The sequence below is a fragment of the Nitrosococcus halophilus Nc 4 genome, assembly GCF_000024725.1.
In the GTDB taxonomy this organism is placed as follows: Bacteria; Pseudomonadota; Gammaproteobacteria; order Nitrosococcales; family Nitrosococcaceae; genus Nitrosococcus; species Nitrosococcus halophilus.
Map to the genome: position 1 here is coordinate 3,938,880 of NC_013960.1, position 19,900 is coordinate 3,958,779.

The following is a 19,900-nucleotide window of genomic DNA, read 5'->3' on the forward strand; positions in this document are numbered from 1 at the left end:
AAAAACAATAAATACAGGCGGCTATTCCTATGAAAATCATCATCCTAGGCGCTGGCCAGGTGGGCGCCTCGGTAGCCACTAACCTGGCCAGCGAATTCAACGATATCACCCTGGTAGACACCGATGGCAAGTTACTGCAAAGCCTTCAGGATCATTTGGATATCCGCACCGTGCAGGGCTTGGCCTCCCATCCAGATGTCCTCGCCCAAGCAGGAGCGGAAGACGCAGATATGATTGTGGCGGTCACCAGCAGTGATGAAACCAACATGATCGCCTGTCAAGTCGCCTATAGCCTTTTTCATACCCCCACCAAGGTGGCCCGGGTGCGCGCCGCAGGTTATTTAGCCTACCCGGAGTTGTTCTCTACCAAGACTTTGCCCATTGACGTGTTGATCAGCCCGGAGCAACTGGTCACCGACTACATTAAACGCCTGATTGATAATCCAGGCACTCTCCAGGTCCTGGATTTTGCCGATGGCAGGGTCCAGCTAGTGGCAGTGAGGGCCTATTATGGGGGGCTGCTGGTGGGTCATCAGCTACGGGAATTGCCGGAGCACCTCCCCGGCGTAGAGACCCGGGTGGCGGCCATTTTCCGCCAAGACAAGCCTATTTTCCCCCAAGGGGGTACTGTCATCGAGGCCGATGACGAAGTCTTTTTCATCGCCTCGCAAAAGGATATTCCCAAAGTCATGGCGGAATTGCGCCGCCTGGACAATCCCTATAAGCGGATCATGCTCGGTGGCGGCGGCAGTATTGGTCAGCGCCTCGCCAAAGCCCTGGAAGACCGCTACCAGGTCAAGATCATTGAAGCCGATCCCAAACGGGCCAAAGACCTCTCTGAAGAACTCCACAAAAGTATTGTTCTCCAAGGCGATGCGGCCAACGAGGAGCTTCTCCTAGAGGAAAATATCGAAGATACGGATATTTTCTGCGCCCTGACCAATGATGATGAGATCAACATCCTTTCCGCCATGCTGGCCAAACGGCTGGGTGCCGGTAAAGTCATGTCCTTAATCAACCGGGCGGCTTATGTGGATCTGGTGGAGAGTGGGGCCGTGGATATTGCTGTCTCCCCTCAACAGGCCACCATTGGCAGCCTGCTTGCCCACATCCGCCGTGGCGATGTGGTGGCCGCCCATTCCCTGCGTCGGGGGGCGGCCGAAGCCCTAGAAGCAGTCGCCCATGGGGATTCTTCTTCTTCCAAAGTGGTCGGCCGGGCCATCGAGGAGATCAAGCTCCCGCCGGGCACCACCATCGGCGCTATTGTACGGGGTGACGAGGTCCTGATGGCCCACCACGATACGGTCATTAAATCCGGCGATCACGTCATTTTGTTCTTGGTGGACAAGCGCCGTATCCCCGAGGTGGAGCGCCTGTTCCAGGTCGGTTTTACTTTCCTGTGATCCAGATCATGATTTCGCTGCTGACAAGGTCTGAGGGCCATTGGCCTGGGGTAAAACCTGGGCTAAGTAATGTCCGGTATAGGAATCTTGGCAGGCGGCCACCGCCTCAGGGGTCCCCGTAGCCATAATCCTCCCGCCGCCCTCGCCCCCCTCAGGACCCAGGTCCACAATCCAATCAGCAGTCTTGATTACCTCCAGATTATGCTCGATGACCACAATGGTATTCCCCCCTTCTCGCAGCCGCAGTAACACTTGGAGAAGCTGGGCCACATCATGGAAATGCAGCCCGGTGGTAGGCTCATCCAGAACATACAGGGTCCGCCCCGTGTCCCGTTTGGAGAGTTCTTTCGCCAATTTGACCCGCTGGGCCTCGCCACCGGAGAGAGTCACTGCATTCTGCCCTAGCTTGATATAGGACAGTCCCACCTCCAACAAGGTCTGCAGCTTTCGGGCCACCGCCGGAACATTGGCAAAAAAATCCCGCGCTTCCTCCACCGTCATCTCCAAGACTTCGTAAATATTTTTGCCCTTATAGCGGATCTCCAGGGTTTCCCGGTTATAGCGCTTACCCTGGCAGACATCGCAAGCCACATAGATATCGGGAAGAAAGTGCATCTCTACTTTAATCAGGCCGTCCCCCTGGCAAGATTCGCAGCGCCCCCCTTTGACATTAAAGCTGAAACGCCCCGGCCCATAACCCCGGGAGCGGGCCTCGGGGGTTTCCGCGAATAGATTGCGCACAGGGGCGAATAAGCCAGTATAGGTGGCCGGGTTAGAACGGGGAGTGCGGCCGATAGGACTTTGGTCAATGGCAACCACCTTATCCAGGTGCTCCAAGCCCTCGATTCCTTCATAGGGGGCGGGATCAACCGAGGCCCGATTGAGGGTCCGGGCGGCAACCCGCAATAAGGTATCGTTGATTAAGGTGGATTTACCGGAACCGGAAACCCCCGTGACGCAGGTCATGACTCCCAGGGGAATCTCCAAGTCCACCCGGCGTAAATTATTGCCGCTGGCTCCCCGCAAAGAAAGCAGCCGGGAGGCATTAAAAGGCCTACGCTGGCAAGGCACAGGAATTTCTTTCTGCCCCCCCAGATACTGCCCGGTCAGGGAGGCCGGATTGGCCATGATCTCCGCCGGCGTACCTTGGGCGATGATCTCTCCCCCATGGGCCCCGGCACCAGGGCCCATATCCACCACATGGTCAGCCGCCCGGATGGCGTCTTCATCATGTTCCACCACAATGACCGTATTGCCCAGATCGCGGAGACGGGTCAAGGTATCCAACAACCGCTGATGATCCCGCTGGTGCAAACCAATGGAAGGTTCATCCAGGATATACATAACTCCCACCAAACCAGCCCCAATCTGGCTGGCCAACCGGATTCGCTGAGCCTCGCCACCGGAGAGAGTCTCGGCGCTGCGGTTCAAAGTCAAATAATCCAACCCCACATTGACCAGGAATGCTAATCGGTCTTGGATCTCCTTGAGTATGGGGCTGGCAATGGCACCTCGACGGCCCGGCAAACATAGCTGGGAAAACAAGTCCAGCGCCCGCCCCACGGGCAAGGCCGTAATCTCAGGCAGGCTATAATCCGCCACAAACACATGGCGCGCCTCTTGGCACAGCCGGGTACCCTGGCACGACGGGCAAGCCTGCACCGCCAAGTAACGGGCCAATTCTTCCCGCACCGCTGGAGACTCGGTCTCCCGGTAGCGGCGCTCCATATTGGGAATCACCCCCTCGAAGGCATGGCGATGGGTGGTCTGCTTATCTTGGCTGCTGAGATAGCGAAAGGTGATTTTTTCCCGGCCGCTGCCATAAAGCACTACCTGACGCACCGCTTCGGGCAAATCTTGGAAGGGGGTTTCCACCTCAAAACCATAATGCCGGGCCAAGGAAAGGATCATCTGGTAGTAATAGGCATTGCGCCGATCCCAGCCCCGCACCGCGCCCGCGGCCAAACTCAGCTCAGGGTGGGCCACCACCCGGAAGGAATCAAAAAACTGCTTCACCCCCAAGCCATCGCAGCGAGGACAAGCCCCCTTGGGGTTATTAAAGGAAAACAACCGGGGTTCCAGCTCGCTTAAGGAATAGCGGCACACAGGACAGGCAAAGCGGGCCGAAAACACCTGTTCTGGCAGGGCCGAATCATCCAGGGACACCACCCGGGCCAAACCATCGGCCAACTGCAAGGCGGTTTCAAAGGACTCCGCTAGACGTAGTTGGAGATCGGGGCGAAGCTTGATCTTGAAACGATCCACCACCACTTCGATGGTATGCTTTTTACTAGCCGCGAGCTTGGGGGCCTGCTCCAGTTCCACCACCTCACCATCAATCCGGGCCCGGATAAAACCCCGTTGCAGCAAATTTTCCAAAACTTGCAGATGTTCTCCCTTGCGCCCTTCCACCACCGGCGCCAGCAGCATGTATCGCCCGCCTTCGGGAAGGCTCAAAACCTGATCCACCATTTGGCTTATAGTCTGGGCTTCCAGGATAATCCCATGTTCAGGACAACGGGGTTCACCGGCGCGGGCATAGAGCAAGCGTAAATAATCATAGATTTCGGTGATGGTGCCGACGGTGGAGCGGGGATTATGGGAGGTGGATTTTTGCTCAATAGCAATGGCCGGGGAGAGTCCTTCAATATGATCCACATCAGGCTTTTCCATGATGGAGAGAAATTGGCGGGCATAAACCGAGAGGGACTCCACATAACGGCGCTGCCCTTCAGCATAAAGGGTATCAAAAGCCAGGGACGACTTTCCCGAACCCGATAGCCCGGTAATGACGATTAACCGCTCCCGGGGAAAATCCAGATCAATATTCTTTAAATTGTGGGTACGCGCACCGCGGATGCAAATCCGATCCATAGCCTTTAGCCCATCATCGATAAATCTTGTTAATATACGCGGCCAAATCGTAATGAAGCAAAATGAAGCACAGTAAATCAAAACGCCAATTCACCTTGGGGATGACCTCCCTGGAGCGTCGCGGCCTCTTTTCCCTGGCCGGCATCTATTCCCTGCGTATGCTCGGTCTATTTCTGATCCTGCCGGTCTTTTCCCTTTATGCCCACGATCTCCAGGGCGCTACCCCCACCCTGATTGGTCTGGCCCTGGGAGCCTATGGGATTACCCAAGCCCTGCTCCAGATCCCCTTCGGTTTGCTCTCCGACCGCATTGGGCGCAAACCGGTCATCACCGCCGGACTGATTCTATTCGCCTTGGGGAGCATGATAGCGGCCATGGCAGACACCATCACCGGGGTCATCATCGGTCGGGCGCTGCAAGGCACCGGCGCTATCGCCGCAGCGGTGATGGCCCTGGTGGCTGATTTGACCCGGGAAGAGCAACGCACCAAGGCCATGGCGTTGATCGGGCTCTCTATTGGGATGTCCTTTGCCATTGCCCTGGCGGTGGGACCCGTGCTTAACCAATGGATTGGGGTTCCGGGCCTGTTTTGGACCACGGCAGTGTTGGCGATTCTGGGAATTGGGGTACTCCACTTGGGCGTTCCCCACGTAACCGCCCCTCGCCACCACCTGGATGTAGAGCCCGCCCCGCAACAATTTCTCCGAGTCCTGGGAGATTCTCAACTGATGCGGCTGGCGTTGGGGATTTTTATTTTACACCTCCTGCTCACCGCCAGCTTTGTGGTTCTGCCCATTAGTTTGCGGGACGAAAGCGGTCTTGCCCCCAACTTTCATGGCTATGTGTATCTGCCGGTGCTGATCACCTCCATCCTCGCCATGGTGCCTTTTATCATTTTGGCGGAAAAAAAGCGCCGCATGAAAGAGGTATTCATCGGCGCGGTGGCCATTCTGGGCCTGGCGGAACTTGCCTGGCGCTATTTCCACCCTTCCCTGGCCGGCACCATCGCCGCCCTGTGGCTATTTTTCACCGCATTCAACCTGCTGGAAGCCACCTTACCTTCCCTGGTCTCCAAGCAAAGTCCAGCCGGCAGCAAAGGCACCGCCATGGGCGTGTACTCCACTTGCCAATTCCTGGGCGCCTTTGTGGGAGGCTGGGCCGGCGGGGCCGTCTATGAGCACTTTGGCCTCGAAGGGACCTTTACCTTCTGCGCCGGCGCCGCCGCCCTGTGGCTATTCTTTGCCGCCACCATGCGACCGCCCCAATACTTGCGCAGCCAAATTCTTTCCATCGGGAAAGTGGAACCCGACGAGGCTAAGCTCCTGGCTAAACGCCTTACCGAAATCCCAGGGGTCGCCGATGCGGTGGTGGTAGCCGAGGAGGGGGTCGCTTATCTCAAGGTCGATGATGAGCGGCTAGATAAAGCCGCCCTGACCGAGATTAACCCCACTAACCGAGATCAACCCATCGCGGTAAAATAAACCCGCATTCAACAGCCATTACGGCAGGAGAATTCATCGTGGCATCAAGAGGCGTTAACAAAGTCATTCTGATAGGTAACCTGGGACGGGATCCGGAAGTCCGCTATACCGCCAGTGGCGGGGCCATCGCCAATATCACCCTGGCCACCTCGGAGACCTGGAAAGACAAAACCACCGGCGAGCAACAGGAACGCACCGAATGGCACCGGGTAGTGTTCTTCGGCCGCCTGGGGGAAATTGCCGGCGAATACCTGAAAAAAGGCTCCAAGATCTACGTGGAAGGCCGCCTCCAAACCCGCAAGTGGCAAGGCCAGGACGGCCAGGACCGCTATACCACCGAGATTGTCGCCAACGAGATGCAAATGCTGGACCGGGCCACAGGCGGCAGCGCCCCTTATAACAACGACATGAACCAAGGCTCGGCCCCAGGCCCCTCAAGTCCTCCCTCCCGGCCTTCACCTCCCCCGTCCTCAAGCGATGATGATTTTGAGGATGACATACCGTTCTGACGGCTACCATAAATAATTTTGATCGAAGTCAAGCATTCCATAGGGAAACTTGAGAAATCTGGATTCGGGAATCACAGAGGTAAGGAAAATCACCGGCGGCGAGATGAGAAAGAAGTTTTCCATGAACTTTGTGAGATTGTGGAGGAGGCTATCGAACTCTATCGGCGCGAGGGTAAACCCTTACCTCCTCCTACCTCCAATCGCGACTTTGCCAACAAAATTCAAAACTTCGGTTTAAAAGGAAAGCTTATTTCTATCTAAAAAAGCTTTTAAAGAACATGGCAGAGCATATTGCTATTTTTTTATATACTTCAAAGACACGTGACAAGACCTGATCCTATAAACTGTGGCCTTTTTTGACGATCTTGTGAATGAGATTGCTGCTACGCGGCAACCTTCCGGCGAAGTTTGGTTTCGCGGACAAGCCGACGCTTCGTGGGCTCTAGTACCTCGTTTGTTGCGATCAGGAATATCACGCGAACAGGAAAAAAACATGCTTACGCGGTTTCGCTATCGCGCAATGGGTATGCTTGAATACCCTCCAGCAGACAATGACCCTGCTCGCTGGCTGTTTCTCATGCAGCACCACGGGTTACCCACCCGGCTCCTGGATTGGAGCGAATCGGCACTCGCAGCGGTGTTTTTCGCCGTTGCTGATAAACCAGACACGGACGGATGCCTTTACATCCTTGTACCGATGGCCCTCAATGAACAGAAAGTAAAGCAACGGGTATTGCTTGCACCCACGAGCAGCCCATGCAGCGAGATAATGTGGGCTTCATTCAAAGGTAGCAAGATGCCTCCCAAAATAGTTGCAATTTCCACATACGCCTCAAATGATAGATTGGCGCGCCAGCGTGGTACCTTTACTGTGCATGGCATCACTGACGATCTTTGCAACATCGTGGCAAGTAATGTATTGCGCTCGATTGTGATCCCGTCGACACTCAAGCGTGGGCTCTTAGAAGCGCTTGCTCACCTTGGTATTACGCGAACATCTTTGTTTCACGATTTGGATGCACTCGCCTGGGAAATGCGGGAGCAGTATGATATCAGCTAATAAATATGAGATTCCACGCTGTCAATAGTAGGTAGATCTGAATCAGGTCTCTTATATTGCATTTTAGGCGAAAAATTAGATTTTATAATAAGACCGCTGCGCGTCGATCCTGCTGGCACCCTCGACCCTACCTGAGAAGCTGTTGGAAAACCCTAAAATTAAGCCAAACGTTTGAGCAAGAGATGGATCATAGAGATCTGGATCATGGCCTCACTATTTTGGGTGAGCCGTTCGTAATCTTTCGAATGGCGTCGGTAGTTAAACAGCCAAGAAAAAGTACGTTCCACCACCCATCGGCGTTTGACGAGGTTAAAACCCGGGCCGGTTTTCTCTACCCGCTCGAGCTTAAGTTTGTGGGTTTTCTTTAACCGAGCGACCCAGTTTTGAAGGGGACTGCCCGAATAATTGCCATCGACCCAGATTTTGCGCAACCGCTTTACTCCCTTAGCAAAATAACAAGACAGCAGTGCTTTGAGTCCTTGGCGGTCATCCCCATTGGCGGCGGTGACCACCACCGCCAGAATAAGACCGAGGGTATCGACGAGCACATGGCGTTTTCGCCCTTTAACTTGCTTACCCCCATCGTACCCGATTGAGTTTCCTTGAGTGGCGGCTTTCACACTCTGGCTATCGGCACACCCGGCTGAAGGTTCGGCCAACCGCCCTTGGCGTTGCCGCTCTTGTTGGCGCAGTTGCTCCATTACCTCTGACCACACCCCTTGTTTCTGCCAACGATTAAAATAGTCAAAGATCGTATTCCAGCACCCGTATTCCTTGGGCACCATGCGCCATTGGCAACCCGTTTTGTTCACGTACAAAATCCCATTGACTATCCACCGCGGATGGCAAGGGGGACGCCCAGGGCCTCCCTCCCGTTTCTTGGGCTGGGGTAACAAAGGGGCGATCACTTGCCATTGTTCCTCGGTTAAATCCGTTGGATAATATCGATCTGTGCTCATCAGCTTTCTTCACCTTCTTTGGTTTACTCTTGGGGTGAATGATACTGGTGAGCACTCCTCTTCTTTATCCCCCTAGCACTATACAGTCAGGGTTTTCCAACAGCTTCTGAGGAAATCTTCTTAAAAACTGTCATTCCAAGCAGAAAGGCTACGAAGCAATACCTTGGAGGCAAGTCATGAGCAAAGTTAAACTTGATGAGGAAGAGAAAGAAATTCTGCGTGATTTCGAAGCAGGAGAGTTTAAGTCTGTCTTAACTCCGCAGCGAAGGAAGCAACTTGCGAAAGCTGCTGAAGAGACATTTAAAAAAGATAAACGCATAAATATTCGCATATCATCACGTGATCTAGAGGCTATACAAAGGCGGGCGCTGGAGGAAGGCATCCCTTATCAAACACTTGTATCAAGCATTCTTCACAAGTATGTATCGGGGAGCTTATACAATATCACGGCTAACAAGTCGCTCAACTCGGACCCTGTAGTTCCCCCGATAGGCCGCGATTCGAAGGACAAAATGGAAAATTAGGGTCAGGTCTTTCATAGTGCACTTTAGAAGAGTTAAACCAATTTTAACTTAGAAGCTATTAGAAAATACTGTTTATAACGGATTCTGTTGATGGTGCCTCAGGCCATTCATAGAGCCTGAGATGAGCAAATTCTCCAGCCAGTTTTCAGCGTAGCGCTTATGGTTAATCCGCTCGGCGGGACAACGTTGTCCCTGATGTTTTTTCACCGTCCGTGGCGATGAAGGACAGAAGTTCCACAACAAGGCTAACGCTCGCACGCGCAACTCATCGGTCTTTTTTTCAATACGGGTCATCAGTGCTTTCTCCTTTTTGTTAATTACAGATCACCCGTTACACAGTTATTTATACACCCCCATTGATACCGGTGTCTTCTGATAGGAATTCCTATCAGAAAAGCGGCACCTGAGCAACACCACAGGCCAAATATAGCAGTTCCCATTTAAAGGGAATTCCATTGGGCTTGAAGCAGCATAACTAGACCCTCGGCGGCAAACTTCTCAGACCTAATTTAAACGGGAAAGGCTGTATCGGATTTGCCGAAAAGCATTAGACAAGACCTGACCCCATTAGATGACGACCCCATTAGATGACCCCATTAGAGAAGGAAATAAAAACCCCCGCGAGCACCATGACCATGGCCCGCAGGGGTTTTTTTTACCTTGGAGGCAAGGATAATTAGTCGAGGGCAATCGTCCAGCCCTGGGTCCAATCATCGTAGCGGTTGCGGAAGGCACCGACGAAATCGGTATAATCAAAGAAGCCATCGGCCACTGGTGCTCCCCCGGTGCTGAGGGGCGAACCTTCAGCCGGCAAATAGCCATCTAGCTGGGGATTACCCGCCACGTTGCCCGCTTGGGCGTTGAACCAGTCACTGACCAGGAAGGGGTCTTCCCCACTATCGGCGAAATTGACTCCACAATTCACGTAAGAGTTCTGAATAGTGAGCTCACCAGTCAGGCTAGCCGGGGTACCCGCATTGGTAAATGTGGCGTCACTGTCGATGTTAAGGCATTCTTCACCAAAACCCGTGAACACCGAGTTGAAGATATTGGCGCCGGTACCACGACGGAGCAGGGCACCATTACTGCTGACAGCAGATCCCAGGGCGGTAATATTGGAGATCATGGGTTTGGAGCGCGGCGTGCTGTTGAAGTCGTCTTCGTTGTTGTCCGCTTCGATACCACGGTCGCCGTCGTCTGCCGCTTGGCGAATCAGCACGAATTGGGCCTTTCCTTGCCAACCCTGGCCCCAGTCCATGCTGTCATCGCCGATGTCCGTCAGTACAATATGCTTGAGATTAACGGTGCCACCAAACATTTCCACACCATCATCCAGCCCGGCGTGGACCTGAACATAGTCAATGCTGGTACCGGACCCTACCCCTAGTAGGGTTAAGCCGTTGAGTTCCTGATCGGGACGCACCTCAAAGCCAGCATAACGAATCTGAACATATTTCAATGCGCCGCTGCTTTCCCCCGGATTATTGCCCCCATAGGGCGTAGTGAGGGCTTCATCCACCTGTTCACAGAATTCTACCCCTTCGTTACAACCATTGACAGGGGCATTGCCTGCTATAACCAAGCCGCCCCATTCCCCGGGGCTTTGTTCCAAGGGACCGGTAAAGATAATGGGGTTTTGGGGGGTGCCTTGGGCAATAATCTTGGAACCACGACGAATATACAGGAAGTCGGAAACCCCTTGACCGAGAATAGTAGTGCCGGGCTCGACGTGGAGGGTGGCGCTATTGGTATTATCACCACCAATAAAAACGCCCCCACCTAAAACCCAGGTAATGTTATTGGTCAGGGTGACATCAGAAGTAATCGTGCCAGACAGAACACAGGAGCCTTCCACCGGGCCTGCGCTAGCAAAGGCGGGGCAAGCGGTAAAGGGTTCCTCAACAACACATTGGGTGCCTTGAGGACGAGTTAAGTTTTGGATTTCCAAGGTACCGCTTCCATCTTGGCCGTTATAGGAAACTTGACCCTGGTCGCAGGATTGGAAAGTGAAGGTGGCTTCCCCCCAATTGATGTCACTGGCCTGGCCAGCTTGGAAGCCGGGACCAAATTGACCGCCTTCCTTGCGGAGGAGGGGCACGGTAACGGAGTTAGAGCCGCTATCCACAACGGCGTTACCGTTCAGCCAAATTTGTTGGCCACTGTCATTGAAAGTGAACCAGTTGACAATCAACACGTTACCCGCATCCGTCTCGGTCACTTCCAAGAGAAAGCCCCGTCCGGATTTGTCCGGCCCTTCCCACCAGTTGCCCGTGAAGGTGCCGTTAATGTTGAAGGCATGGGCTAAGCCCATATTCAGTCCGCCTATTAAGGCGGTCACTATGATTACTTTGCGGAGGATATTTTTTCGCATCATGGAGTGGAGCCCTTTATGATTATTGAGTACCTCATCACAGTCTAAAGGGCAGGAATGACAGGATTTTTTAATTTAGGTTACAGAAAAGTGACAACTACTGATTGAGAAGGGCAAATTTTGCCAACACAGGGCGCGGTCACTGGCCTTAAAAATCCCAAGTAAAACCAATGCTAAACTCCCGCCCCGGACGGAAGGCGCGAGTCACCTTGTCTCCCTGTAATACCTCCACCTCATCATCCAGGAGGTTCCTCATTTTAAAATTCAACCGCCAATGATCACCAAACTGGTGGCAATAGACAAAATCCAGTTGATGGAAGGGCTGTTCGTATTTATCCGGCGCCCCTAAGGTCCCCACTTCCGTAATGCGCTCGCCGGAAGTATTGTAGAGCAGGGTGGCCACAATGCCCCGATCGGGATTGTCATAACCGATCTGGGCATTGACGATATAAGGGGAGTGACCCTGAAGCGGCCGTTGGCCGGTGGTTTGCACATCCAAATCTTCCGGCTTGAGTTTGATCTCCGACTGGGTATAGGTAACATTGCCGCCGAAGTAAAAATTCGCCAGGCGAGGATGAATAAAATCCAAATGTTTCATAAGTTCCAGTTCAATCCCCCAGTCGGTGGCCGACTCGGCATTCTCCAAAGTCAGCAGTCCAGCAGGACCCGGCAGAAGAATCTTTTCAATAGGGTTTTGAATATCCTTCCAGAAAAAGGCAGCCGACAGGTGTTCACTGGGGGAGAAGTAATACTCCCAGCGCAAATCGTAGCTCTTGATGAAAATCTGCTCGAGATCTGGGTTACCCACGGTTTCCGTATCGGACTCCGGATCGGTAAACGGTGCCGGGGAGAGTTCTCTAAAGTCGGGACGGGAGAGGGTTTCACTATAGCTTGCCCGGATCTGCTGTTGCTCACTCAGGAAATAAGTGGCCGCCATGGCGGGCAGTAAATCAACGCTACTGAGCACTGATTCAATAGGTTCCTGATCGGGATTGAACAAGGCGAAGGTTTTGACGATCTGGCGGTTGTCTTCCACCCGCATGCCCCCCGCTAAACGCAGCCGCTCAAAAAAAGTGGCGTCCATCTGGCCGAAGTAGGCCGTAAGCTCCTGGGTGGCTTCATAGTTGTCCGTTGGGCGGGTCGCTTCACGGAGTTGAAATCCATCAACCCCGATATTTTCCGGGGCCAAAATATCTTCCAATGAAGAAAGCGCAAGAATCTCCGGGTCCCGGGATTTGGGACCGAACTGGGCAAAGTCAAAACGGCGGATTTCCGACTCCCGTTCGCGCTGCCGGGAAAGGTAACCACTGGATAAATTGAGATCGAGGTGGTTGAATAGATTCAGGGGCAGATTGACGGAAAAGCGAATGGTATCGTCATTGTCGGTTAAATCAGCGAAAATGGTCTGATTGCTGTCTGCCCGGCGGGAAAAGGAAAATTGCCCACTGTTATCGGAATCATACCGATAGCGCCGTTCATAGGGGGCCTGACGTCGTGCCTCGGAGGTGGTGTACTGCCAGTCAAAGCCCAAGCCCCCTAACCGCTCAAAGCGATGCTCGCCCCCCACCTGCTGGGTAAATAGGGAATTTTCAATCCATTGCAGTCTGGAGCGGCGGATATCATTGGGCTCGGCGTCGGTAAAACCCTCTTGGATCCGGGCCTCATCCTCGCTTAGCCGTACCAACAGCAGATTGCCATAAAGTTTTTGGCTCTCCTGGTAGTTCGCTTCTACTCGGGCATAGCCGCTGGTCCGAATCTCCCGGTTGGTGGTGACCAGATCAAAATCCTTGATCAACTCCAGCTCCTCTCCGCTGGAGACACTGAATGCCCGGCGGACCTCATCGTTGGTATTCCAGCTCTGGTCCCAACGGCCCGCGCCCACATAGCCCAAGCCGAAATCTCCCCATTCAACATAATCCCCCAGGGATAATCCGAAGGTGGCATCCGGACCAATGGTTTCCTCATCGATATCCCAAACCCCGGAAAGATTTTCGCCAAACTGCTCAATTTCCCCGGCGGTAAAGCCGTCCGGATTGAAAGGGGTCTCGGGCCGCACCACGGTCCCGCCAGCGGTAGCTTGAGCCAGGGAATCCGGCAAATCACGGGTACCGTCATCAAATCCTAAAATATCGGTATCCCCCCCCTCGTAGGTCAGACCTTCGGAAAAAGTAGTACCTTCGTTATAGCCTATGGAAACGTTAGCTCGAATAAAGAATTCCTCCGGCACGCTACGGGTTCTGAGGGAGACGGTGCCACCGGCGAATTCCCCCGGACGATCGACAGAATAGCCTTTTTGAATGAGAACGTTGTCTAGGACGCTGGTAGGAAACAAATCGAGGGGGACTACCCGTCGCGTAGGATCCGGACTGGGAATACTGGCCCCGTTCAGCAAGGTAGAAGAGAATCGCTCCCCCAATCCCCGGATAAAAATAAATTTCCCCCCCACCAAGGTTAATCCGCTGGCCCGCTTCAATGCCGACGCCACATCCGTATCCCCTGCCCGGCTGATCTGCTCAGCCCCCAGAACGCTACTGACCGTGGCGGCATTGCGCTGTTCATCGATGATGGAGGCAATGCTACCGGCCACATAAGGCTCCAGCACCACGAACTCAGGCAATTCCAGACCCACCGGAGTCAGCTCAAAGACCACTTCCGTGGCTTCCTCGGAGCGAATTTCCACCTGATCGCGAATCTGGGTATTAAAGCCGGCGGTCACCACCGAAACACTGTACTCCCCCACAGGCAATTCTGCTCGATAAGTCCCCTCTTGATCACTGGTCATCTCCAGATTCAAACCGCTCACATACAATTTCACTCCCGCCAAAGGCTTGCCATCTTCGGCTGAAAGCACCCGGCCCTGGAGCAGGCCCGGTTCGCCTTTGACTACCTCCTGTTTGGACTCAGCCTTCTCGCCACCTACCGCGGAGCTTTCTACTTCCACCGCCGGCTCCCTAGAGTCCGCAAATAAAGTAATAAACAGCCGGATATTTTCCCCCGCGACCACCGTAAGATCATATATGAGCAGACCCCTCCCAGAGCGGCTAAAACTTAAGCGGTGGGAACCCGATTCAATCGCAAGGCGAATGGCGCCATCCCGGTCGCTGCTCAAGGATTGCTGACCATCCACAACCAGCTTCACCCCCGACTGGGGTCGGCCTTCTTGAAAAAGATAGATGGATAATTCAGCAGGGTCCGCAGCGAATCCAGCACCGGGAATCCCTATCAGCAGGGCAAGGAAAACAAAAGAATATCGCATGATCACCAGTGGGCTATGCCAGCTTATTGTTGTTATTTGGGATCGTTAAAGACCTAGGGAAAGAAGTACCTTCCTGCCCGCGCCCCACGACCCACGGCTGCCTTCAGGAAAATGGGGGAATGGCTCAGTGCTCTCTTATAGGCATCGCTCCGGCTCTGCTCGACATTCATCCATCGCCCGCCTGAGGGCCACTGATTTTTTGAATAAGTCAGGTGTACGAATATGCTTCAAATGCCGGTCGGCTTGCTTATAATCCCCAATAGCAAAATTGGCATAGGCGATGGCATAACGAATATTCTCATCGCTTAGCAGGCCAACTCGATAAAGGTCGGCTTCCATACCACTGGCCTGGGCATAGCGTTTCAGGGCCAGCAGAATGGAAAGCCGCTGTTTGAATTTAACTTTTTGATCACGAATCTCTGCATTGAGGCCCAAGGCTCGGTAGAGTCGGCCAGCACGACGATAGAGTTCAGCGGCTTCGGCAAGCAATTCAGAATTACTGCGAGCGGCTTGTTCTAGCAGGTAGGCCGCCGAAAAGGGCTGTTCTAAATCCAAATAGGTATGGGCGAGGACCTTCGCTAGACCTTCGTGATGGGGGTATAGCAACCGCCCCCGTTCCAAAATGGTCAAGGCTTCCTGATATTGCCTGCTGAGTCGAAGGGCATTGCCAATCGCCGTGTAATCGGTCACCTCGGCTTGGGATTGAACCAGATAACGCCGCCCCAACTCCGCAGCTTGCCGGTAGAGTTTCAGATCCAAGAGGTAAAATACTTGCCGGCGCAGGAAACGGTGATCTTCAGGAAAGGCCTTGTGGGCAGCGCTCAAGGTACGCCAGGCTGAATCCTGCTCTCCCAGCAGCCAATAACTCTGGGCTTTCATTTCGTAGAAGGCCGGATATTGGTGGACCACGGTCCCCGCCTGCTCAATGGCGGCAACGGTTTCACGGTACTCTTTGAGGGTATAGTGGGCCTGAGCCAGGTAAACATGAATAATCGGATCGCTCTGACCGTGGGCCAACGCCTGTTGGAAGCTCTCCTTGGCCTCGACTTCCTGTTGAAGGTTGAGTTGGGCCAATCCCTTAAGGGTATAAAACCGTCCCCGGTCCAACGCCTCCGCTTCCAGGTCCACTTGATTTAAGGTGGTTAGGGCTCGAAGGGAATGGCCATCCTTGAGCAGCATCGCCGCTAAGGGGAGCAAATCCGTCTCCGCAGGATCGGGCTGTTCCTTTTCCTTGGCGGCAAGGCTAAAAGCCACCCCAAGCCACAGCACCGCCACTAGCAGGATCAATGTAATGGGGGGAGAAATCTTTCTGCTCATGCTCAATTTGCATTCCGGCACATGGTCAAAGCGCTACTCGCACTAGCCCAAATCAAATTTAATTTTCTGCTTGGCCCAGGTTTTTACCTTCTTGCCTTGGTATTTCGCTGGCTCAAATTGCCATTGCTTAATCCCCGTCACCGCCGAAGCCTCAAAAATCCCGCTCGGAGAGGCCTCCAACACTTTCACTTGGACCACTTCTCCATCCTCGTCAATCAACAGGGAAAGCACCACATACCCGGTGACGCCTCGCTTTTTAGCGCCGCGAGGATATTTAAACGATCCTCGAGATAGAGGACGGGGCGGGACATCCACTGAATCCTCGGTCATCGCCCCCACTTGGGTGTTGCCCAGGAGTTGATCGTTGAGATCGCTCAAATCATCGGTGGCTAAACCAGGCAGCCCCAAGTCAATACCGGACAGGACGGAATCGAGTCCTGCCAAAGGCGCAGGCGGAGTGACGCGCCTCGGTTTGGGTTTAGGCTTTTGCCGCTTGATCTCTTTCTTGGGCTTGGGTTTAGGCTGCTTGACTACCGCTAAATTTCTCGCTTCCGGGGATGGCGGCTTTTCCACTTGGGGGGCGAGGTGATTCATCAAAATCACTAACCCAAAAACCAGGGTGGACCCCACCACCATGGAAACCACCGCCGCCAGGTATTTCCCTGCCCCACTGTTCATCGTTGTCCATCCCGTCAACCCGCTTCTCGCTCGGTGGCCACCCCTACATCCTGGGCACCAGCCAGGCGGGCTTGATCCACAACCTCCACCAACTTACCGGCAGGCACCCCATCGTCCGTCACCACGAGCACGGTCTTGGAGGTCGTGGTTTTTAGCATATCCCTGAGCTTGCTTTGGATTAGCCATAACCGGATGGGCTCGCCATCGAGGTAGGTTTCGCCACTTTGATCGATGTAAAGGCGAATCGCCTTGGTGGAAGCCAAGGAGGCGCTGGAAGCGTTGGGTCGATTCAGCTCCAGCTGCATGTCTTTGATGAAGGTCGTACTGACCATGAAAAAAATCAGCAAAATAAACACGATATCAATGAGCGGCGAGATATCGATGGTGCTGGAATCTTCTTTGCGTTCCCGGTATCGCATATTTAACTAGAAATTAGGTGCGGCCTGAGTGGCTGATGAAAAGGTGTCACTGCAAAGTAGGTCTTTAATTTGGGCAAGTTCCATTTCTAACTGTTTCTGCTTCCTGTCCAGCAGCCCTTTGATCAGTAATCCTGGAATCGCCACCACCAATCCCATCTGGGTTGTGAACAGGGCTTGAGAAATTCCTCCCGCGATCCCCCCCGACTGGGTGAACAAGGCCATATCCGCCAAGGATTCAAAAGTTTCAATCATGCCCACCACGGTCCCCAAAAGCCCGAGCAAAGGCGCAATCACCACGATACTCCGGATGAGGGTGGAAAATTTCTTCAACTCTTTTTCCTGAGTGGCAAATGCCTCGTCTAAGTGACGCCGCAAATAAGGTGGACGGGTTCTGACAATAACTAACCCCTGGACAATCATGTGCTCAATCATTCCCTTGGCTTGAGGGTGGGGCTCCTCCTGTAATCGGTAGAGACATTCCCTCACACTCAAGAGGGTCCCTCGGCGCAAGATCCAAAAGCGATAGCCGATGGCAAACCACAACAGTAGGGTCGCCACCATCAAGGGAGGCATCACATAGCCACCGGCTTGATAGAAATGACTCCCGACTTCCCAAATCTCGGAAAAATTCATTGCTTAGCCAGGTCCATGGTTCATACGGCGGAGTAGGCGAGGGGACCTTCCGGTTCGACGTTTGCCGCCGATGCCGGCTCCACTTTTTTATCTATTTGGGAAATATTGGTGACGCGCAAAGCGGCCTTTTCCATGTCATCCTTGATCCGTTCCGCCCAGCTCGACAGGAGCGTACCCACGAATAGGGTAGGAATAGCCACCGCCAAGCCGACTTCAGTGGTGATCAAGGCAATGGAAATGCCACTAGACAGAAGCTTAGGATCGCCGGTACCAAATTCGGTGATGATATCGAAGGTGGAAATCATGCCGGTCACCGTTCCCAATAACCCTAGGAGCGGCGAGATGGCGGCAATGATCAAAATCATCGATCCGAAGCGATTAAGGTGAGCTGATTCATGCAAAATAGCCTCGGAGATGATGTCCTCCAAATGAGGCCGATCCCGCTCCAAATTACGGATAGTGGCCGCCATCACCCGGGCGATAGCCCCCCGAGTCTGTTGGCAAAGTTCCTGGGCCTGCTGACGCTTTCCCTGTTGGATAAGATCATTGACTTGTTGAGTCAAGCGGCGGGTATTGGCGCTTGCCCGGCTTAAGAACAGCACCCGCAGGAGTATCAACAATAACGCCACTCCCCCCAGTCCGACGATCACCCAGGCAACCGGCCCCCCTTCGTTAATAATCACCAAGAGAGTTTTTTCCGCCTTCTCCTCAACGGCGTGGTCCTGGGATTCGAACAAGAAAATTTTGAGAGTCGACGGCTGTTGCCCTTCCGCCAACGCCTTGGCCACTTCCGGGGCTGGCTGCGACCACATCTTGAACCGCTCGCCACCCGCAGGCACGAGAATACCGGCATCTTGGGAGCTCACTCCGTAAGCCGCAATGTTACCGAAGCGAATCACTGTTCCTTCAGCTTCGGTGCCATCGCCAAGAAAAAATTTATCCTGAGTCCGCTGTACCTGCCCCACCTGGCGCAATAATCTCAGCCCTTGCCCGAACAAGAACGCCAGTTTTTCCTCTGGAGTAGCCTGTTCAAACCGGGCCTGAGATTGAAGCTTGAGACCATAACTTTCCAAGGTGGCGTCCGCCTGCTTGAAGGTCATTTGCAATAATTCGTTGCGCTCCCGGGCGGCCTCGCTACGCCGTTCTACCTGCTCGATACTTCTATTCAGGCGGTCGGATTCAGCCGTTAAAGAAACATTCTTCCGCTCCAGGGAGCGGATCTTCCCTTCCAATTGCCGCTCGCTAGATTGACTCTTTTGGCGAAAACTATCGATGCGCTGTTCGAGCTCCCGCTTTTGAGACTGGAGGAAAGCAAATTCCCGCTTATAGGCTGCTTCCAAGGTTTCTAATTCAGTAGGTTTTTGAGCAGGTGATGATGGTTGCTCAGGGGAGTTTTCCTCCGCCTGTCCGACAGTAGCAGAACTGTCCTCAGGCTGGGCCATAGCACTGTTAGCGACGACCCATAGCATCATCAGGCAGGTAAAAAAAGACCGAATATTCATCATGAATCTAGGGGGTTGGGCAATTCAAAATATCCTTGCCGGATTTGTTTCTTGAGGGAATCGAAAAGCTGAACAATATTCTTGCGGTCCTGTTCTGTATCCACGACCACGAAGCGCCAATGATCTTGTTCCTGTCGCGCCATCCCCACCCGACTATCTTCGGTCTGGAAAAAGAGCAGCATCATGCCGATTTTAGCCACTTCAGCCAGCTTGTTTTCACCGTCCAGTTGAATGGTTTGGCGGTAGATTCCATTTTCTTTACTCAGCCGGACCTCATCTTCAATAAATGCCCAGATACGATTAGCGGATTTTTTAGGATCTAAAACACCAGTCTCCAATTGGGTATGCAATTGCTCTAGTTCCGTCAGACGACCCTCGACTTTAAACGGGAGGCCAGTCCGCACATAATCTTGCAGATAATCAACCGCCTTGAGCATGACCGGTAAAAGCTCCGTCTCCCCCGCTTGCCTCTGGCTTAGCTGCTGCTTGTGCTCTTCAAAAGTCTGATGCAATTGCTCCACCGATAGAGACAAACGCCGGTTTTCAACGCTCAACTCAGCCAACTGGGAGGACAAGACTTCCATGCGGTTTTTATATTTTTCCTTTTCTAGATCAAGTTGACTTTGTAGCTCTTCAACCTCGCTGCGCATGCGAATAAGCTCCTCCGCTAGATTGTCTAGGCTATCCGCCTGAGCACCACTCCATATCAACAGGCCCGCAACTAAAAATCCGACTCTAGGCAATGCCGCAGCAATATAAGCAAAAGGAATCATTAAATATCCAGCGTTGTTGACACCTGAATTGAAAGAGGAAGGCATGGTAAAAAACAAATATGACGAAACCGTGAACTATTGATGACATTTTGTTTGCATTTTGCTTACAAAGACTTTGCTAGGGGGAAGTAAGCAAAAATA

At 53.3% G+C, this 19,900-nt stretch carries 16 protein-coding genes; 5 read left to right on the forward strand and 11 right to left on the reverse strand.

All coding sequences use genetic code 11. The features are described 5' to 3' along the window. Positions 1–29: 29 nt before the first annotated feature. Positions 30–1,403, forward strand: a complete 1,374-nt coding sequence (gene trkA / locus NHAL_RS18540; RefSeq protein WP_013034686.1) for a Trk system potassium transporter TrkA — start codon at positions 30–32, stop codon at positions 1,401–1,403. A 6-nt stretch (positions 1,404–1,409) separates the two neighbouring features. On the opposite strand, the gene uvrA is transcribed toward trkA, so the two are convergent. Then, positions 1,410–4,277, reverse strand: coding sequence for an excinuclease ABC subunit UvrA (uvrA, locus tag NHAL_RS18545; RefSeq protein ID WP_013034687.1), 2,868 nt, complete (start codon positions 4,275–4,277; stop codon positions 1,410–1,412). Positions 4,278–4,339: 62 nt separating this feature from the next. On the opposite strand from uvrA, the gene NHAL_RS18550 reads away from it, so the two are divergent. The 3 genes from NHAL_RS18550 (at position 4,340) to NHAL_RS19985 (ending at position 7,327) form a co-directional block, all read left to right on the forward strand. Then, positions 4,340–5,758: an MFS transporter gene (locus NHAL_RS18550; protein ID WP_013034688.1), complete on the forward strand. Its 1,419-nt coding sequence runs from the start codon at positions 4,340–4,342 to the stop codon at positions 5,756–5,758. A 38-nt stretch (positions 5,759–5,796) separates the two neighbouring features. Next, the gene (gene ssb / locus NHAL_RS18555) at positions 5,797–6,267 is read left to right on the forward strand and encodes a single-stranded DNA-binding protein (RefSeq protein WP_013034689.1); all 471 of its coding nucleotides are present in this window, start codon (positions 5,797–5,799) and stop codon (positions 6,265–6,267) included. 367 nt (positions 6,268–6,634) lie between these two features. After that, positions 6,635–7,327: an FRG domain-containing protein gene (locus NHAL_RS19985; protein ID WP_238985528.1), complete on the forward strand. Its 693-nt coding sequence runs from the start codon at positions 6,635–6,637 to the stop codon at positions 7,325–7,327. Positions 7,328–7,485: 158 nt separating this feature from the next. On the opposite strand, the gene NHAL_RS18570 is transcribed toward NHAL_RS19985, so the two are convergent. Then, entirely contained in the window at positions 7,486–8,286 is an 801-nt protein-coding gene (locus tag NHAL_RS18570; protein ID WP_013034691.1) for an IS5 family transposase, read from the reverse strand. 176 nt (positions 8,287–8,462) lie between these two features. On the opposite strand from NHAL_RS18570, the gene NHAL_RS18575 reads away from it, so the two are divergent. Further along, entirely contained in the window at positions 8,463–8,810 is a 348-nt protein-coding gene (locus NHAL_RS18575) for a CopG family antitoxin (RefSeq protein WP_013034692.1), read from the forward strand. 72 nt (positions 8,811–8,882) lie between these two features. On the opposite strand, the gene NHAL_RS18580 is transcribed toward NHAL_RS18575, so the two are convergent. From NHAL_RS18580 to NHAL_RS18620, 9 genes are all read right to left on the reverse strand, one after another. Further along, positions 8,883–9,104 (reverse strand): hypothetical protein, encoded by a 222-nt coding sequence (locus NHAL_RS18580; protein ID WP_041355199.1) that lies wholly within the window; start codon positions 9,102–9,104, stop codon positions 8,883–8,885. 382 nt (positions 9,105–9,486) lie between these two features. Beyond that, positions 9,487–11,184, reverse strand: coding sequence for a hypothetical protein (locus NHAL_RS18585; RefSeq protein WP_013034693.1), 1,698 nt, complete (start codon positions 11,182–11,184; stop codon positions 9,487–9,489). A gap of 145 nt (positions 11,185–11,329) precedes the next feature. After that, positions 11,330–14,437 carry a TonB-dependent receptor domain-containing protein gene (locus tag NHAL_RS18590; RefSeq protein ID WP_013034694.1) on the reverse strand — a complete coding sequence of 1,036 codons (3,108 nt, stop codon included), beginning with the start codon at positions 14,435–14,437 and terminating at the stop codon, positions 11,330–11,332. A 135-nt stretch (positions 14,438–14,572) separates the two neighbouring features. Further along, positions 14,573–15,754 carry a tetratricopeptide repeat protein gene (locus NHAL_RS18595; RefSeq protein ID WP_013034695.1) on the reverse strand — a complete coding sequence of 394 codons (1,182 nt, stop codon included), beginning with the start codon at positions 15,752–15,754 and terminating at the stop codon, positions 14,573–14,575. A 42-nt stretch (positions 15,755–15,796) separates the two neighbouring features. Further along, positions 15,797–16,432 (reverse strand): energy transducer TonB, encoded by a 636-nt coding sequence (locus tag NHAL_RS18600; protein ID WP_013034696.1) that lies wholly within the window; start codon positions 16,430–16,432, stop codon positions 15,797–15,799. A 14-nt stretch (positions 16,433–16,446) separates the two neighbouring features. After that, positions 16,447–16,851 carry an ExbD/TolR family protein gene (locus NHAL_RS18605; RefSeq protein ID WP_013034697.1) on the reverse strand — a complete coding sequence of 135 codons (405 nt, stop codon included), beginning with the start codon at positions 16,849–16,851 and terminating at the stop codon, positions 16,447–16,449. A gap of 6 nt (positions 16,852–16,857) precedes the next feature. Then, a complete protein-coding gene (locus tag NHAL_RS18610) occupies positions 16,858–17,484 on the reverse strand; it encodes a MotA/TolQ/ExbB proton channel family protein (protein ID WP_013034698.1) in 627 nt (208 codons plus the stop codon). A 20-nt stretch (positions 17,485–17,504) separates the two neighbouring features. After that, a complete protein-coding gene (locus tag NHAL_RS18615; protein WP_013034699.1) occupies positions 17,505–18,989 on the reverse strand; it encodes a MotA/TolQ/ExbB proton channel family protein in 1,485 nt (494 codons plus the stop codon). Beyond that, positions 18,986–19,759, reverse strand: coding sequence for a DUF3450 domain-containing protein (locus tag NHAL_RS18620; protein ID WP_013034700.1), 774 nt, complete (start codon positions 19,757–19,759; stop codon positions 18,986–18,988). Before NHAL_RS18620 ends, NHAL_RS18615 begins: the two co-directional genes overlap by 4 nt. Positions 19,760–19,900 lie beyond the last annotated feature (141 nt).

Coding starts and splice junctions, on each gene's coding strand:
- NHAL_RS18605 (WP_013034697.1), bottom strand. CDS start 16,851: ATGCGATACCGGGAACGCAAAGAAGATTCCAGCACCATCGATATCTCG.
- NHAL_RS18575 (WP_013034692.1), top strand. CDS start 8,463: ATGAGCAAAGTTAAACTTGATGAGGAAGAGAAAGAAATTCTGCGTGAT.
- NHAL_RS18570 (WP_013034691.1), bottom strand. CDS start 8,286: ATGAGCACAGATCGATATTATCCAACGGATTTAACCGAGGAACAATGG.
- NHAL_RS18580 (WP_041355199.1), bottom strand. CDS start 9,104: ATGACCCGTATTGAAAAAAAGACCGATGAGTTGCGCGTGCGAGCGTTA.
- NHAL_RS18615 (WP_013034699.1), bottom strand. CDS start 18,989: ATGATGAATATTCGGTCTTTTTTTACCTGCCTGATGATGCTATGGGTC.
- NHAL_RS18600 (WP_013034696.1), bottom strand. CDS start 16,432: ATGAACAGTGGGGCAGGGAAATACCTGGCGGCGGTGGTTTCCATGGTG.
- NHAL_RS18610 (WP_013034698.1), bottom strand. CDS start 17,484: ATGAATTTTTCCGAGATTTGGGAAGTCGGGAGTCATTTCTATCAAGCC.
- NHAL_RS18585 (WP_013034693.1), bottom strand. CDS start 11,184: ATGATGCGAAAAAATATCCTCCGCAAAGTAATCATAGTGACCGCCTTA.
- NHAL_RS18550 (WP_013034688.1), top strand. CDS start 4,340: ATGAAGCACAGTAAATCAAAACGCCAATTCACCTTGGGGATGACCTCC.
- NHAL_RS18620 (WP_013034700.1), bottom strand. CDS start 19,759: ATGATTCCTTTTGCTTATATTGCTGCGGCATTGCCTAGAGTCGGATTT.
- uvrA (WP_013034687.1), bottom strand. CDS start 4,277: ATGGATCGGATTTGCATCCGCGGTGCGCGTACCCACAATTTAAAGAAT.
- trkA (WP_013034686.1), top strand. CDS start 30: ATGAAAATCATCATCCTAGGCGCTGGCCAGGTGGGCGCCTCGGTAGCC.
- NHAL_RS18595 (WP_013034695.1), bottom strand. CDS start 15,754: ATGAGCAGAAAGATTTCTCCCCCCATTACATTGATCCTGCTAGTGGCG.
- NHAL_RS18590 (WP_013034694.1), bottom strand. CDS start 14,437: ATGCGATATTCTTTTGTTTTCCTTGCCCTGCTGATAGGGATTCCCGGT.